The following is a 13723-nucleotide window of genomic DNA, read 5'->3' as shown; positions in this document are numbered from 1 at the left end:
TGGTTTTTGTGTGGAATTATTTAATGAAAAACATGAGATTTTGCCTGAAGATAACGGTGTGCGGAGAAACCTCCGCACTAATCCTTGATTTTATTCGTGGATAGTCACTTTAATCATTTTAACTGGTGTTTTGGGGCGATCGCCTGATCCTGTGGGAGTAGTTTCAATGGCTTTTAATACATCCATCCCTTCAGTAACTCGACCGAAAACAGGATGTTTAGATTGACCCGCAGTAAACCAATCCAGATAGTGGTTGTGGACAGTGTTAATAAAGAACTGGCAACTACCACTATTAGGTCTTCCCGTATTAGCCATAGATAGAGTTCCTGGTTCGTTAGAAAGTTTTCCATCTTCAGGATGCTCATCTTGAATGCACCCATCAGGACTATTACCTGTACCCGCACGAGGAGAGCTAGGATCTTTACTGTGAGGACAACCAAACTGCACCATGAAATTTTTAATTACACGGTGGAAATGCAGACCATCATAAAACCCACTTTTGGCCAATTTGATGAAATTTCCCGCTGTTATCGGCATAACGTCGGTGAATAGCTCAAGAGTGATAGTACCAAGGGAAGTTTCTAGAGTTGCGGTGGGATTTGCCATGAATATTGAATTACAAGAAAATGGACTGAAAGTCACGTGGGGGATTTATCCCCCAGTGACTTATGGTGTTATACTATTTGTAACAGGAAAGGTAATCAACCTGTCTAAAAACCTAACTACCTAACGATAATCTGTACCTTGACAATTAAATTTATGCGGTTCTACTGCATTGTTCTAGTTTCTTCCTAGCAGTAGGTAAAAGATTTATAGGAACTGGACTTGTGTTGAGCGAAGTCGAAACACGAATCAGAATTTTGAAACAAATCGTTTCAAGCTAAACAGGACTTGCATTAATGCAACTACGGTCGGGCAGACCGAAAGTTAACGCTTGGGGAGAGTCCCACCTCGCTCGCTAGAAAACGCAAGGAATCTAGTTTAAGTGGCCTCATTGAACCAAGAATCTCCGTGTCTTTAGACCGGGGAGTGTCAATAATCTGTGTAATGGTTTACCTACTGTCAAACAAAAAACCTCCACTCGTGTTGAAGAAACTCAAGCTGAGGTTGTTTTTTCAGCATTTTAATCTGGGAAAGCTAAACCAGTTCTCGGATCTCTGATATATAATCCTAGTGTCAAACTCCGCATAACTTCATCCCAAATCGGTATTAATTGCTCTGCTTGATCTGCCCAATAATCAAAGGTAATTAAACATTGAATATTTGAACCTAAACCCACACAAGTCCGCGAAAAAGCTTCTCTGGGTTCGGTTTGAGTGTCCATAAATTTAATTTGACACCACATTATTCTGGCTGTTTGTCGCTTAACAGTAATTACTTCTCCTTTTTCAATCACATCACGGCTATCATCTTCCATGATTTTCTTCAAAGTGTGTTTAAGGGGAAACAGTGTCCAGTCATTCGGGGGTAAATGATTGTAAGATACCTCTAAACAACAGTCATCATCAGGTGGTTTTTTATCCATGAACTTGAAAGATTTTTCTTGTGGTTCAAATACCCAATTTTGGGGAACATTGAAGCGAACCGCACCCCTCCCAGCTACAAAAATCTTATAATCATCAGGACCTTCCCAGTGATGATCAGGTTTTAATTCTAGGGTTTCTTTAATCCATTGAAGATTGCTTTTTTTCCGCTTTGTCATAATTTTAATAAGGGATTAAATTTTAGGTGACATTAATCTGATTTATTTGGGAAATGTGATTTTATGTTTCTGTTTCCAATCCTACACCATCATAAAGCATTTCTATGGGAAATTCAAATTCAATGCTTGATAAGGTGACAATATCTCCACTACTATAGGGATAATAAAGCCACATTCTTCCTTCTCCTCGACAGTAACGTTCAACAGAAATTTTTTCAGAATCAATCAAGATGTATTCTTGTAAAGTTGGCATTGTTAAATAATATCTAAATTTTTCCCCTCTATCTCTACCGCTTGTACCAGGAGAAAGAACTTCAATAATTAATTTAGGATTTTGGATAAATTTACGGGCATTGATGTCTTCAGGGTGACAACTGACAATAAGATCAGGATAGAAGTATGGGCTTTTAGGGGTAACTTGCACTTTCACATCTGACACATTGACTCGACAACCTCTAGGACGGAGGTGAGAATATAGAGGTCTGTAAAGATTTAGAGCAATATCATTATGGGGAATTGTACCACCTGTCATGGCAAAAACTTCGCCGTTGATGTATTCATAGCGAATATCCTGGTCAAGTTCCCATGCGAAGTATTCCTCAATGGTCATTTTTGCTGGTTGTTGGGGAATGGCTATCATATCAGGATTTTTTCAGGTTTGTTTTGATTATAGCAATTGATAGGAAAATAGTTCTTAATCAGACAAAAGAATTGCAGCTAATCGTTCCTCAACTTCACAGATATAATCTGTCAAACCCGTATCAACTCCTCTTTCTCGTAGATGTTTTAAATTTGTCTTTTCCCAACATAGCTTTTCCCGTTCCATATCGTTTCCTGTAAGTTGTGCGACAACTACTTTTACATTTCTGATTCGTTCAGGTTCTTTCTCTGAAGTAGCACGTAATCTGTGAGACTCTATGCAAGGATCAAAACTCAATTTATTTTTGATTTCTTCTAGTATTTGTTCTTCTTGTTGATTAGATGGAATAAACCCATTTAAAACCCATGCTTCACGTTTTGGATCAGCAGCACCAATTATAATTTCTAGTTTCGGCATTTTATCAATATGTTCTGAACGTGCTTGTTCAATTCCTTCTTTACGTTCTGGTTGATTATCTAAATCACGGATAAAAATAACAGCTTTAATATGTCGTGTTTTTTGCAGAAAACGTACTAAATTAAGAACTTTAATAGATGCTGCACCATCAGCTTTTAAAGGCACACCCTTGCTATGACCTATAAATCTGGAAGGTTTATATTTTATTTGTGATTTTGCATCATCAATGATTTTGATAATGTCTCTCCAGCAAGAAAATTCTGTCCCTTCCTCTAAACCAGTCCACTGAAAACAATGTTGCAGAATATCATCATCTAACCAATCGAATTTTTCCTTTAAAACTCGCTCGGCTAATTTGGTAGCTGTTCTAGAATCTGCACTACTTTCAACTATGACAATAAACTCAATCACTGACTTCTCCTTCTAGCACCCAATTTTCACCTTCAGCATCCCAAAATTCACCTGTTGTTAAGGTTTCTTTTGCCCATTCTACATCAGGATGTTCATCCAAACGTTTGGACATTGTGAACCCTGATTTACTGTTATTTAAGATGTGAACTTGAGAAGGAGCAAGTGCATCAAGAATATAAGGAGAATGAGTAGAGAAAATAATTTGCAGATTGGGATTTTCGGCAATGATTTCTTTAAAAACAGTCATTAACTCACGTTGTGCTTTAGGATGAAGTCCCTGTTCCACATCATCTAATAAAACTAAATTAGGTTGATTAGGATTCATTAATACAGTTAATAATCCTAATGTTAACATTGTTCCTTCGCTAATTGCATGGGCTGGAATACGTTCACCTGTATTCATGTCTAATATAACTTCTTGACCTGTCATTTCCTGAGTTTCTTCATAGGAAATAGATTTACCATCTACTTCGATTAAACGCTTGCGAATGACTGGAACTTTTGCTCGCTTGATGCCAACTTTGCGGACATTTGGAACAATTCGACTCAGCTTTTCTTCTATTAATTGAAATTTATCTGGAGCTTCATCACGCAGAAAATCTAAGGTAGGTGCTAATCCTGATCCGTCAAATTCAACTTTTGGCGTAATTTCTTCACTGTAAGCTGCTTTGGCGAGATTAGAGGCTATTAATTTTAGGTAAACAGTAGGTTGAAAAAAATTGGATGGTAAAGGTGGATTCGGTGAGTATGAATATGTTGCATATAGTTTTTCATTTGTCCAACTGTTTTTATTTCCATCTATATTCCATGATACTGTAGCAGTCCAATTGTTTGTATTTTTGTTCTCCCAACTATAGGACACTTCCCATTTTTTTTTATTCTCATTTTCCCAACCACCACTCGCAGTAACAAACATATTTTTTTCCCCAGTTGTTGTAATAAATTGAGGTGAATTTTCATCTTTAAAATTTTTCTCAAATGAGTAAACAGTTAGTTTACTTAAATTATGCAATGCTTGGAGGATGGTTGTTTTACCAGCACTGTTTTTTCCCACGAGTCCATGTAATCGGGAACTATCGAAATGAAGTTCTGTAGATTTATGGCTTTTGAAATTATGAAGTATTAGTTTTTCTAGCATATTGTTATCTATTGATAAAGAGCTTTAAGAATGGACATGGTGTTGAGCAGCAATCACAGCGTTAATATAACTGAAGATGTCGTCAAGCTCCCCTATTGTCTCTAATTCTATTGCTTCCTCTGGGGTGAGGGTATCTAATTTGTTTTTATCAAGGAGTTTTTGCATCCGTTCACCTAGCTTATCGGTAAATTTGAATAGCATGAGGTTTTTGATATGCTTGATGCAGATTCCTTCAGGTAGGAATTGGGATGGTTTAACCAGTGTAGTTGTCATTGGTGGATTATCTTTAGTTTTCTTAATTTTATCATTGGATATTTGGGAGAGTGCGATCGCTCTTTGGGATTTGGAAGAGTGCGAGTACCCATTGTGATCATAGTTGACGATAACGAATAATATATATTATATTATTCTTAGTATATCCTGACTGTACTATAGTGAAACCCTACCAATTTAGAAAAATTGAGGAATTAATGACAAGAGCCAGAGTACCTAACACACAAGTTTTTTTAAAAAAAGAAGAAAAAATTTTGAGAACCCTGAAAGACTTAGATGCAAACCATTTTGATTCAGACTTTATCCTGAAGTTTAAGGAGTTATACCCAGATGATTGGCAGAAAATCGTCGCTCGCTACGAAGCCCACGAAAGACTTACTCCCAAAGGTAAAAGCCATCCAATGCCCCTACCAGAAAAATATTTGCTGAATATCTCTAGAAAGCTCAGAACAGTCCACGCGCAAGGTGAAAACTTAGGTTCGTTGCCGAAAGAATCAGACGATGAAGCCTAACTAGTCGTTTACTTAATAAACTTGAATAAGTTATGAATATTTCAGTTTGTAGTTTGTAGGTTGGGTTGAGGAACGAAACCCAACATTAACTTATCTATTCCCAATCTTCATATTTCAAACCATCAATACGGCTAAATTCGCGGGTATTGTGAGTAACGAGTGTGAGATCATTTGCCAACGCAATTGCCGCAATTAACAAATCATTAGGACCAATGGGAGTACCCAAAGAATCAAGACGAGCGCGAACTTGTCCAGCAATTTTAGCGGCTTTACGATCTAGTGGTAAATCGGCAAATTCAGCCAATAAATTTTCTAAATGAGATAAGTTTCTATTAGTATTTGAACTTTTGTAAGCTCCATAATACAATTCACTATACACAACTGTACAAATATAAATTTCTTTAACAGGAATTGATAAAAGCCGTTGGGTAACAGATGATTTTTTTGAATTGAGAATTTGAATACAGGCATTTGTATCTAAGAGATAGGCCATTGAATTTCCTCCCGTTCTTCAAAAGGAAGCTGTTCTGGACGTTCAATTGCTTCACCTTCCCAACTACCTATCACTTCTTCTAAAAATCTACGAGAATATCCTAATTCTTCCGGCGTTTTGGTTGCAGATTGTAATGATTTTTCTGCAATACGTTGAAATACAATTACTATTTCTAATTCTTCATTGGCAAATTCATCAGGAAGTTCAATTTTGAGAATTTTATCATTACCAATATGTGTTTTAATCTTCATACTTTCCATAGACTAACCTCCTAGTTTGTACTTTTATCAGTAACTTACATAAAGATTTTGATGATTATTCACCAATCAATTATACCACACCTCACAAAAATGATATTCTTGATTAACCAAACTTAACTCCGTTTATAAACCATTTCCATTCTCAACTTCTCGACCTCAATCTTCAACCGTTCATTCTCCATTTTCAACCCTGTATTTTCATCCTTAATCAACTCCACCTCATTCCGTTTACTCAAAGCCTGATTAATTGCCAACTTCCGCATATCTAAAGAAAACCACCGTTGATAAGTTTTCGTATGAATCTGCACACTATGACCTAAATTATCCGCCGCAGCTTTAATAGGAACTCCCAAAATATGCGCTCGAATTGCCCAACCATGACGTAAATCATAGGGTTTAAAATCTAAACCAATTTTTCTAAACCACCAACTTACCCTTTGAATTAAAGCCGTGATTTCAGCATGATTATTTTGGTCTTTTTTACTAATTGCAATTGCCAACATTTCCAAATATTTCGGATTTCTTAAATCAAATTCCTCAATCCATTCCTTATATAAAGGTAAAGCTTCCCTTTCACCAGTTTTACAATCTTTATCAACCTTCCAAGTTAAATCTGTATTCTCATCACTTAACCACCAATCAATATGAGGATTAACAAAAAGTTCACGGGGACGTAAACCAAAAACTGCCAACATTCCATAAGTCCAACGCCAAAGTTGCCAACTATCTTTGACATCTTGATTAACTTGTTTGCCTCGATTATGCAAATATTCATCAAACTTGTAAAATCCCGTAACTATGTCCTTATCTGTAGGCACATTTCGAGAATTACTTTCAGGAACTTTAGAATAATTAGTTAAATTAATCTCAACTTTGAAAAGTTGACAAAAAACAGAAATAGCCCTCACCGCATTATATTTAGCCCATTCCTTATCTATTTTATCAATCGCATGAATCAAAACTTCCCCAATTGCCAAATCATCAGCATTTGTATAACGCTTAATTCGAGAAAAATAATAGAAAAAAGTATGTTCACTTTTAGTCGTGCGTTTATGGGTTTTAAAATATTCCTCCTCAAACCTTGCCAATAACTCACCAATAGTTATTAACTCCTGTTTATTTCCTTCATTTCCTAAATATTTATCATTCCAGACAAAACTCTTTCTAGCAATTAACTTACCTAACTCATAAGCTTCCTCCTCAGCAGTTTTCAAACCTGGTAAATTGGCAGGAATATTCAAACTGAGATTGTATTGTTTTTTGCTTGTTCCGGTTTTATCGTCATCTCCCGGTTTAATGGGTAAAGTTGCCCGTAATTGCAGACATCCATTTGATTCTCGAATTGTTACCCTAGCTTTCGCAGATTTCAAACGCAGATTTACCTGCTCCAATTCCCATAATAGCTCTTCTTTCATTCTTTGCGCCTTTGCTCCTCCGCGCCTTTGCGCGAAACTTAACTCTGAATCTTTCAGACTATATTTAGACTAAAAATAAATGTGTTAACCGCAAACATAGTTTATTGCCGACATAGCTCACTGCAAGCATAAAGCTATTAAACCAGCAATATAAATACTCCGGTCCTTACCACGGTTACGACGGATTCGCAATCTTCGCTCGTGACATGGATTTGGCACTCAACAGCCCAACATGGGGATTAATCGGCGCTCCCTGGAACAAGAAAGCTCAAGCTAAGGCTAAAGCTAAGGCTTCCGTCTAGGGAACAAAAGATAGTCTGGGGTTTTACCCCAGGAGAGTTGGGAATTCAAGATTCAAAATTAAAAATTTCATTGTTTTGGATTTTGCATTCTGAATTTTGAGGCCCATTCCCCACTCTCCACCGAACGCAAACATAATACACAGCAAGCTTGGAGATATAGAAATGCCTCAAGATCCCAATAAGATTCAGGACCACGTTGAGTTATTCCACCAACCAGAATACCAAGAACTGTTTGAAAACAAAAAACAGTTTGAAAACGGTCACACCCCTGAAGAAGTACAACGAGTTTCCGAATGGACCAAAAGCTGGGAATACCGGGAAAAGAACTTTGAACGGACAGCTTTAACCGTTAACCCAGCAAAGGGTTGTCAACCTTTAGGCGCTATGTTTGCGGCTGTTGGTTTTGAAGGTACACTTCCCTTCGTTCAAGGTTCTCAAGGTTGCGTGGCTTACTTCCGTACCCACCTAACCCGTCACTACAAAGAACCATTCTCCGGTGTTTCTTCTTCCATGACAGAAGACGCGGCTGTGTTCGGTGGTTTGCAAAACATGATTGATGGTTTGGCTAATTCCTACAGCTTGTACAAGCCAAAAATGATCGCTGTCTGCACCACCTGTATGGCAGAAGTTATCGGTGATGACTTACAGTCATTTATCGGTAATGCTAAGGAAGCTGGTTCAGTTCCTGTAGATTTCCCCGTACCTTTTGCACACACACCTAGCTTCGTTGGTTCTCACATCACTGGTTACGACAACATGATGAAGGGAATTCTTACCACCTTAACCGCAGGTAAGAAGACAGCCAAGAGCAACGGTAAAATCAACTTCATTCCTGGTTTTGATACCTACGTAGAAAACAACCGCGAAATCAAGCGGATGGCTTCTTTGATGGGAATTGACTACACTGTTTTATCTGACAACAGTGATTATGTTGACTCACCTTGCGATGGTGAATTCAATATGTATCCAGGTGGTACTAAGTTAGAAGACGCAGCAGATTCCATCAACGCTAAGGCTACTATTGCTCTTCAAGCTTACTCTACCACCAAGACCCGTGAATATATTGCTAAGGAATGGAAACAAGACGTTTCAGTTTCTCGTCCTTGGGGTATCAAGGGAACTGACGAGTTCTTGATGAAACTCAGCGAAATGACTGGTAAGGCTATTCCTGAAGAGTTAGAAATCGAACGTGGTCGTGCAGTTGACGCAATGACCGACTCCCATACTTGGGTACATGGTAAGCGTTTCGCTATCTACGGTGATCCTGACTTAGTTTACAGCGTAGTTGGTTTCATGTTGGAAATGGGTGCTGAACCAGTACACATCTTGGTTCACAACACCAATGAAGTATTCGAGAAAGAATTGCAAGCATTGTTAGATTCTAGCGCCTTCGGGAAGTCCGCTAAAATCTGGGGTGGTAAAGACTTGTGGCACTTACGCTCCTTGTTGTTCACCGAACCCGTAGACCTATTGATTGGTAACTCCTACGGTAAGTACCTGTGGCGCGATTGTGGTGTACCTTTGGTAAGAATCGGTTATCCAATCATGGACCGTCACCACTACCACCGTTATGCAACTGTTGGTTACAAAGGTGTAATTAACCTGTTGAACTGGATTGTTAACACAGTATTTGAAGAAATTGACCGCAGCACCAATGTTGCTGGTAAGACCGACATTTCCTACGACTTAGTTCGTTAAGAATGTCTGTAGGGTGGGGTTTCCCCATCCTTTCGCTGAAAAATAGACAAAGGGGACTGGGACTTAGGCAATTTACCTAAAATCCCATCCCTATTTCAAGTTCTAATTCCAATTCTAGCCGATATTCTTTGTTCCTTTCATCTACCGGACGGATGAATTTTGAAATAAGTTCCAGCAACGCCTTAATCTCTTAGCACGTGCTTTATCTTACCTTCAATACAATAATTTTTCTATTTTCTCTTGCAAAACCAAATGTTATGAAAATCCCACCCCTAGAAAATACAGATAAATACATATCTTTTTTGAAAGTTTATCTGTGTAAATATTAAGTTAATCTGGTTTCGCGCAAAGTCGCAAAGGAGCAAAGGCGCGAAGTAAGAAATACATGAGTTTTAATTGTAGTCTAAATATGTGAAGTCTGCTGTAATGTTGCGAAAATCATCATCTTGATGATGGACTTTAAGGAAGATTTGTAATGTTAATAAATTCTATCTAGCGCGAGAATAAAAATGAAAGTCACCCAAGGTAAAATTAACGAATTGCTGAGTGAATCAGGATGCGAACATAATCAACAGAAACAGGGAGAAAAGAAAAGCAAATCTTGTACCCAACAAGCTCAACCAGGTGCGGCTCAAGGTGGTTGTGCCTTTGATGGAGCGATGATTGCTTTAGTGCCAATTACTGATGCTGCTCACTTGGTACATGGTCCGATCGCTTGCGCTGGCAATTCCTGGGGAAGTCGTGGTAGTCTGTCTTCTGGACCAATGCTTTATAAGACAGGTTTTACTACCGATGTGGGTGAAAATGATGTCATTTTCGGTGGTGAGAAAAAGCTTTATAAGGCGATTTTAGAAGTTAATGAAAATTACAAACCTGCGGCAGTTTTTGTTTACGCCACCTGCGTTACAGCCTTAATTGGTGATGATATTGATGCAGTTTGTAAGGTAGCAGCCGAAAAAATTGGTACTCCGGTAATTCCTGTCATTGCTCCCGGATTTATTGGCAGTAAAAATTTAGGTAATCGCTTTGGTGGTGAATCTCTACTAGAATATGTAGTGGGAACTGCTGAACCTGAATATACCACACCCTATGATATTAATTTAATAGGTGAATATAATATTGCTGGGGAAATGTGGGGGGTTTTACCTTTATTTGAAAAGTTAGGAATTCGGGTTTTATCAAAAATTACTGGTGATGCTCGTTATGAAGAAGTGCGTTATGCTCACCGAGCTAAATTAAATGTGATGATTTGCTCACGAGCGTTATTAAATATGGCGCGAAAAATGCAGGAACGTTACGGAATTCCCTACATTGAAGAGTCATTTTATGGAATTAAAGATATTAACCGTTGTCTGCGAACTGTAGCTGCTAAATTAGGTGATGCTGATTTGCAGGAACGCACAGAAAAACTCATTGCTGAAGAAACTGCGGCTTTAGATATTGCACTTGCTCCCTATCGAGAAAAATTAAAAGGAAAACGCATTGTTCTATATACTGGTGGTGTGAAAAGTTGGTCAATTATTTCCGCTGCGAAGGATTTGGGAATTGAAGTTGTGGCCACAAGTACCCGCAAAAGTACAGAAGAAGATAAAGCAAAAATCAAAAATTTGTTGGGTAATGATGGCATTATGTTGGAGAAGGGGAACGCTACAGAACTCCTGAAATTAATTGAAGAAACTAACGCAGATATGCTTATTGCTGGCGGTAGAAATCAATATACTGCTTTGAAAGCGAGAATTCCCTTTTTAGATATTAACCAAGAACGTCATCATCCTTATGCCGGTTATGTGGGCATGGTGGAAATGGCACGGGAGTTGACTGAGGCTTTATATAGCCCCGTTTGGGAGCAAATTCGTAAGCCTGCTCCTTGGGAATAATTGAAAATTACAGCACACATCTTGTTTTTGTTTCGCGCAAAGGTGCAAAGGAGCAAAGACGCAAAGGAAGAAATACTTTGAGATTATTGAGATTATAGTTATTATGGCGATCGCAATTGTTCCAGAAAAGTCTCTGACTGTAAACCCCCTCAAACAAAGTCAGGCTTTAGGCGCTTCTTTGGCTTTTTTGGGGTTGAAGGGGACTATGCCTTTATTTCACGGTTCTCAGGGTTGTACGGCGTTTGCAAAGGTGGTTTTGGTTCGACATTTTCGGGAAGCTATTCCTCTTGCTACTACTGCAATGACGGAAGTTACTACTATTTTGGGTGGTGAGGAAAATGTGGAGCAAGCTATTCTCACTTTGGTGGAAAAGGTACAACCGGAAATTATTGGTTTGTGTACCACTGGTTTAACAGAAACTAGAGGTGATGATATTGAAATGTTCTTGAAAGATATTCGAGAACGTCACCCTGAACTTAATCATTTAGCCATTATTTTTGCTCCTACTCCTGATTTTAAAGGTGCATTACAAGACGGTTTTGCAGTTGCGGTAGAAAGTATAGTTAAAGAAATTCCCAAAGCAGGGGGAATTAAACCCGAACAAATCACCATTTTAGCTGGTGCTGCGCTCACTCCTGGAGATGTCCAAGAAGTTCGAGAAATGGTAACAGCTTTCGGTCTAGAACCAATATTTGTACCTGATTTGGGAGCTTCTTTAGATGGACATTTGGAAGATGGTTATACTGCTATAACTGCTAGTGGCACAACTCTCAAACAATTACGTTCTCTTGGTAGTTCGGCTTTTACCTTAGCATTAGGTGAAAGTATGTTAGGGGCGGCGAAAATTTTAGAGGAACGGTTTGGAACTAACTATCAAGTATTCAGAGATTTAACAGGACTAGAACCTGTAGATCAATTTCTGCAAAAGTTATCTTTATTAAGTGGAAATCCCGTTCCTGAAAAATATCGTCGTCAACGTCGTCAATTGCAAGACGCAATGTTAGATACTCACTTTTATTTTAGTGGAAAACGAGTATCTTTAGCTTTAGAACCGGATTTGTTGTGGACAATGGTGGGATTTTTGCAATCAATGGGGGCAGAAATTCACAATGCTGTCACCACAACTCGTTCTCCATTACTTGAACTACTTCCTATCAATAATGTCACCATTGGTGATTTAGAGGATTTTGAAAAGTTGGCGTTAGGTTCTGATTTATTGATTGGTAATTCCCACGTGAATACCATCTCTAAACGCCTTTCTAGTCCTCTCTATCGTTTAGGTATTCCCATTTATGACCGATTAGGAAATGGTCTATTTACCAAAGTAGGCTATCGCGGTACTATGGAGCTTCTTTTCGGCATGGGAAACCTATTCATAGAACAAGAAGAATCATCAATGATGAACCAATGGTCATCAGTAATTAACAAAAAGTAGGTTGGGTTAAACGAAGTAAAACCCAACCTAATCACAAAAATTGCTGCTCGGAAAATACGGATTGAATGAACCACGAAGGAACGAAGAACACGAAGGAAGAAAGGAAGAAGAAAGAAGAAAGGAAGACGATAGGTAATATTGGACAACAACTAACAAAGGACAAATGAAAGTGAAAATTGCTTTTACGACAACTGACCGAATTCATGTTAATGCTCACTTTGGTTGGGCTAAGGAAATTGATGTTTATGAAATTTCCGATAACGGATATGAATTCATAGAAACCCTCAAATTTGAAGGTGATTTGAAGGAAGATGGTAATGAAGATAAAATTACCCCCAAACTACAAGCACTGAATGATTGCACAATTGTTTATGTTGTCGCTATTGGTGGTAGTGCAGCCGCTCGTTTAATTAAGAAGAGTGTAACCCCCGTTAAGGCTAAATCTGAAGAGGAAAAGATTGAAGATATTCTCAACAAATTAGTCAAAACTCTCAAGGGTAATCCTCCACCTTGGTTACGGAAAGCTTTAGGACAGAAAAAACTTAGTTTTGCTGAAGAACTTGAGAACGAAGCAACATTATGAGTACAAATAATCTAAATGGAACTGGTAACAATTCAGAGGGGGTTTTAACTCCTTTCCATAAATCATTAGTTCAACAAATCCGGGCGCAAGATAGTTATGGTTTTTACCGGAGTTGGACTGATGAATTAATCCTCAAACCCTATATTGTTACTAAACAAAAGAAACGGGAAATTTCCGTAGAAGGTGAAATTGATCCCGCAACTCTTTCCCGGATAAATGCCTTTTTTCGGGCGATAGCATCCAGTATTGAAAAGGAAACCGGACTCATTTCTAATGTGGTTGTGGAATTAGGACATGAGGGTTTTGGCTGGGCTTTAATATTTTCTGGACGCTTATTATTAACTGTAAAAACCTTACGTGATGCTCATCGTTTTGGTTTTGATTCCTTCGAGAAATTGGACGAAGAAGGCACAAAGATTGTAGAAAAAGGCATTGATTTAGCCAAGCTTTTCCCCGAAGTTGGCAATCTTTAATTAGTCAGTTGTCAGTAGGGGCGAAGCATTTGGAAGATAAATTATCGGTCATTGCCAAAAATAGTTCTCCAAATGCTTCGCCCGTACAGTTGTC

At 38.3% G+C, this 13723-nt stretch carries 16 protein-coding genes; 7 read left to right on the top strand and 9 right to left on the bottom strand.

Going from position 1 to position 13723, the window contains the following annotated elements:
• Window positions 1-90: 90 nt before the first annotated feature.
• The 6 genes from AN490_RS14395 to AN490_RS14370 all read right to left on the bottom strand — a co-directional run bounded on the left by AN490_RS14395 (window position 91) and on the right by AN490_RS14370 (window position 4509).
• On the bottom strand, window positions 91-606 hold the full coding sequence (locus AN490_RS14395) for a peptidylprolyl isomerase (RefSeq protein WP_300004521.1): 516 nt from the start codon (window positions 604-606) through the stop codon (window positions 91-93).
• Between the two features lie 517 nt (window positions 607-1123).
• Window positions 1124-1702, bottom strand: a complete 579-nt coding sequence (locus AN490_RS14390) for a hypothetical protein (RefSeq protein WP_300004518.1) — start codon at window positions 1700-1702, stop codon at window positions 1124-1126.
• Window positions 1703-1763: 61 nt separating this feature from the next.
• Window positions 1764-2342: a Uma2 family endonuclease gene (locus AN490_RS14385; protein WP_300004514.1), complete on the bottom strand. Its 579-nt coding sequence runs from the start codon at window positions 2340-2342 to the stop codon at window positions 1764-1766.
• Window positions 2343-2396: 54 nt separating this feature from the next.
• Window positions 2397-3170 (bottom strand): hypothetical protein, encoded by a 774-nt coding sequence (locus tag AN490_RS14380; RefSeq protein WP_300004511.1) that lies wholly within the window; start codon window positions 3168-3170, stop codon window positions 2397-2399.
• The gene (locus AN490_RS14375) at window positions 3163-4308 is read right to left on the bottom strand and encodes an AAA family ATPase (RefSeq protein ID WP_300004508.1); all 1146 of its coding nucleotides are present in this window, start codon (window positions 4306-4308) and stop codon (window positions 3163-3165) included. The genes AN490_RS14380 and AN490_RS14375 overlap by 8 nt, the downstream gene beginning before the upstream one ends.
• 24 nt (window positions 4309-4332) lie before the next feature.
• Window positions 4333-4509, bottom strand: coding sequence for a hypothetical protein (locus tag AN490_RS14370; protein ID WP_366925044.1), 177 nt, complete (start codon window positions 4507-4509; stop codon window positions 4333-4335).
• Window positions 4510-4528: 19 nt separating this feature from the next.
• Between AN490_RS14370 and AN490_RS14365 the strand changes: the two genes are divergently transcribed.
• Window positions 4529-4678 (top strand): hypothetical protein, encoded by a 150-nt coding sequence (locus AN490_RS14365; RefSeq protein WP_300004596.1) that lies wholly within the window; start codon window positions 4529-4531, stop codon window positions 4676-4678.
• A gap of 100 nt (window positions 4679-4778) precedes the next feature.
• A complete protein-coding gene (locus tag AN490_RS14360; protein WP_300004503.1) occupies window positions 4779-5093 on the top strand; it encodes a hypothetical protein in 315 nt (104 codons plus the stop codon).
• Window positions 5094-5187: 94 nt separating this feature from the next.
• On the opposite strand, the gene AN490_RS14355 is transcribed toward AN490_RS14360, so the two are convergent.
• The 3 genes from AN490_RS14355 to AN490_RS14345 all read right to left on the bottom strand — a co-directional run bounded on the left by AN490_RS14355 (window position 5188) and on the right by AN490_RS14345 (window position 7261).
• Entirely contained in the window at window positions 5188-5586 is a 399-nt protein-coding gene (locus AN490_RS14355; protein WP_300004500.1) for a type II toxin-antitoxin system VapC family toxin, read from the bottom strand.
• Window positions 5571-5846 (bottom strand): hypothetical protein, encoded by a 276-nt coding sequence (locus AN490_RS14350; protein ID WP_300004497.1) that lies wholly within the window; start codon window positions 5844-5846, stop codon window positions 5571-5573. Before AN490_RS14350 ends, AN490_RS14355 begins: the two co-directional genes overlap by 16 nt.
• Window positions 5847-5959: 113 nt before the next feature.
• A complete protein-coding gene (locus tag AN490_RS14345) occupies window positions 5960-7261 on the bottom strand; it encodes a site-specific integrase (RefSeq protein ID WP_300004494.1) in 1302 nt (433 codons plus the stop codon).
• 464 nt (window positions 7262-7725) lie between these two features.
• On the opposite strand from AN490_RS14345, the gene nifK reads away from it, so the two are divergent.
• From nifK to AN490_RS14320, 5 genes are all read left to right on the top strand, one after another.
• Entirely contained in the window at window positions 7726-9261 is a 1536-nt protein-coding gene (gene nifK, locus AN490_RS14340) for a nitrogenase molybdenum-iron protein subunit beta (RefSeq protein WP_300004491.1), read from the top strand.
• Window positions 9262-9770: 509 nt separating this feature from the next.
• A complete protein-coding gene (gene nifE, locus AN490_RS14335; RefSeq protein ID WP_300004488.1) occupies window positions 9771-11138 on the top strand; it encodes a nitrogenase iron-molybdenum cofactor biosynthesis protein NifE in 1368 nt (455 codons plus the stop codon).
• Between the two features lie 103 nt (window positions 11139-11241).
• A complete protein-coding gene (gene nifN / locus AN490_RS14330; RefSeq protein WP_300004485.1) occupies window positions 11242-12573 on the top strand; it encodes a nitrogenase iron-molybdenum cofactor biosynthesis protein NifN in 1332 nt (443 codons plus the stop codon).
• 163 nt (window positions 12574-12736) lie between these two features.
• A complete protein-coding gene (nifX, locus tag AN490_RS14325) occupies window positions 12737-13156 on the top strand; it encodes a nitrogen fixation protein NifX (protein WP_015081330.1) in 420 nt (139 codons plus the stop codon).
• On the top strand, window positions 13153-13629 hold the full coding sequence (locus tag AN490_RS14320) for a NifX-associated nitrogen fixation protein (protein WP_300004480.1): 477 nt from the start codon (window positions 13153-13155) through the stop codon (window positions 13627-13629). The genes nifX and AN490_RS14320 overlap by 4 nt, the downstream gene beginning before the upstream one ends.
• Window positions 13630-13723 lie beyond the last annotated feature (94 nt).

Origin of the sequence: Anabaena sp. AL09 (assembly GCF_001672255.1) — a bacterium.
Taxonomy (GTDB): Bacteria; Cyanobacteriota; Cyanobacteriia; order Cyanobacteriales; family Nostocaceae; genus Dolichospermum; species Dolichospermum lemmermannii.
The sequence above is the reverse complement of the archived record's forward strand: the minus strand, read 5'-3'. Positions and strand labels throughout refer to the sequence as shown.

Excerpts from the sequence above, each read along its gene's own strand:
- AN490_RS14390 (WP_300004518.1), bottom strand. The coding sequence starts at position 1,702 with ATGACAAAGCGGAAAAAAAGCAATCTTCAATGGATTAAAGAAACCCTA.
- nifN (WP_300004485.1), top strand. The coding sequence starts at position 11,242 with ATGGCGATCGCAATTGTTCCAGAAAAGTCTCTGACTGTAAACCCCCTC.
- nifK (WP_300004491.1), top strand. The coding sequence starts at position 7,726 with ATGCCTCAAGATCCCAATAAGATTCAGGACCACGTTGAGTTATTCCAC.
- AN490_RS14355 (WP_300004500.1), bottom strand. The coding sequence starts at position 5,586 with ATGGCCTATCTCTTAGATACAAATGCCTGTATTCAAATTCTCAATTCA.
- AN490_RS14395 (WP_300004521.1), bottom strand. The coding sequence starts at position 606 with ATGGCAAATCCCACCGCAACTCTAGAAACTTCCCTTGGTACTATCACT.
- AN490_RS14375 (WP_300004508.1), bottom strand. The coding sequence starts at position 4,308 with ATGCTAGAAAAACTAATACTTCATAATTTCAAAAGCCATAAATCTACA.
- AN490_RS14345 (WP_300004494.1), bottom strand. The coding sequence starts at position 7,261 with ATGAAAGAAGAGCTATTATGGGAATTGGAGCAGGTAAATCTGCGTTTG.
- AN490_RS14370 (WP_366925044.1), bottom strand. The coding sequence starts at position 4,509 with ATGCTATTCAAATTTACCGATAAGCTAGGTGAACGGATGCAAAAACTC.
- nifE (WP_300004488.1), top strand. The coding sequence starts at position 9,771 with ATGAAAGTCACCCAAGGTAAAATTAACGAATTGCTGAGTGAATCAGGA.
- AN490_RS14350 (WP_300004497.1), bottom strand. The coding sequence starts at position 5,846 with ATGGAAAGTATGAAGATTAAAACACATATTGGTAATGATAAAATTCTC.
- AN490_RS14385 (WP_300004514.1), bottom strand. The coding sequence starts at position 2,342 with ATGATAGCCATTCCCCAACAACCAGCAAAAATGACCATTGAGGAATAC.
- AN490_RS14320 (WP_300004480.1), top strand. The coding sequence starts at position 13,153 with ATGAGTACAAATAATCTAAATGGAACTGGTAACAATTCAGAGGGGGTT.
- AN490_RS14360 (WP_300004503.1), top strand. The coding sequence starts at position 4,779 with ATGACAAGAGCCAGAGTACCTAACACACAAGTTTTTTTAAAAAAAGAA.
- nifX (WP_015081330.1), top strand. The coding sequence starts at position 12,737 with ATGAAAGTGAAAATTGCTTTTACGACAACTGACCGAATTCATGTTAAT.
- AN490_RS14365 (WP_300004596.1), top strand. The coding sequence starts at position 4,529 with ATGCAGATTCCTTCAGGTAGGAATTGGGATGGTTTAACCAGTGTAGTT.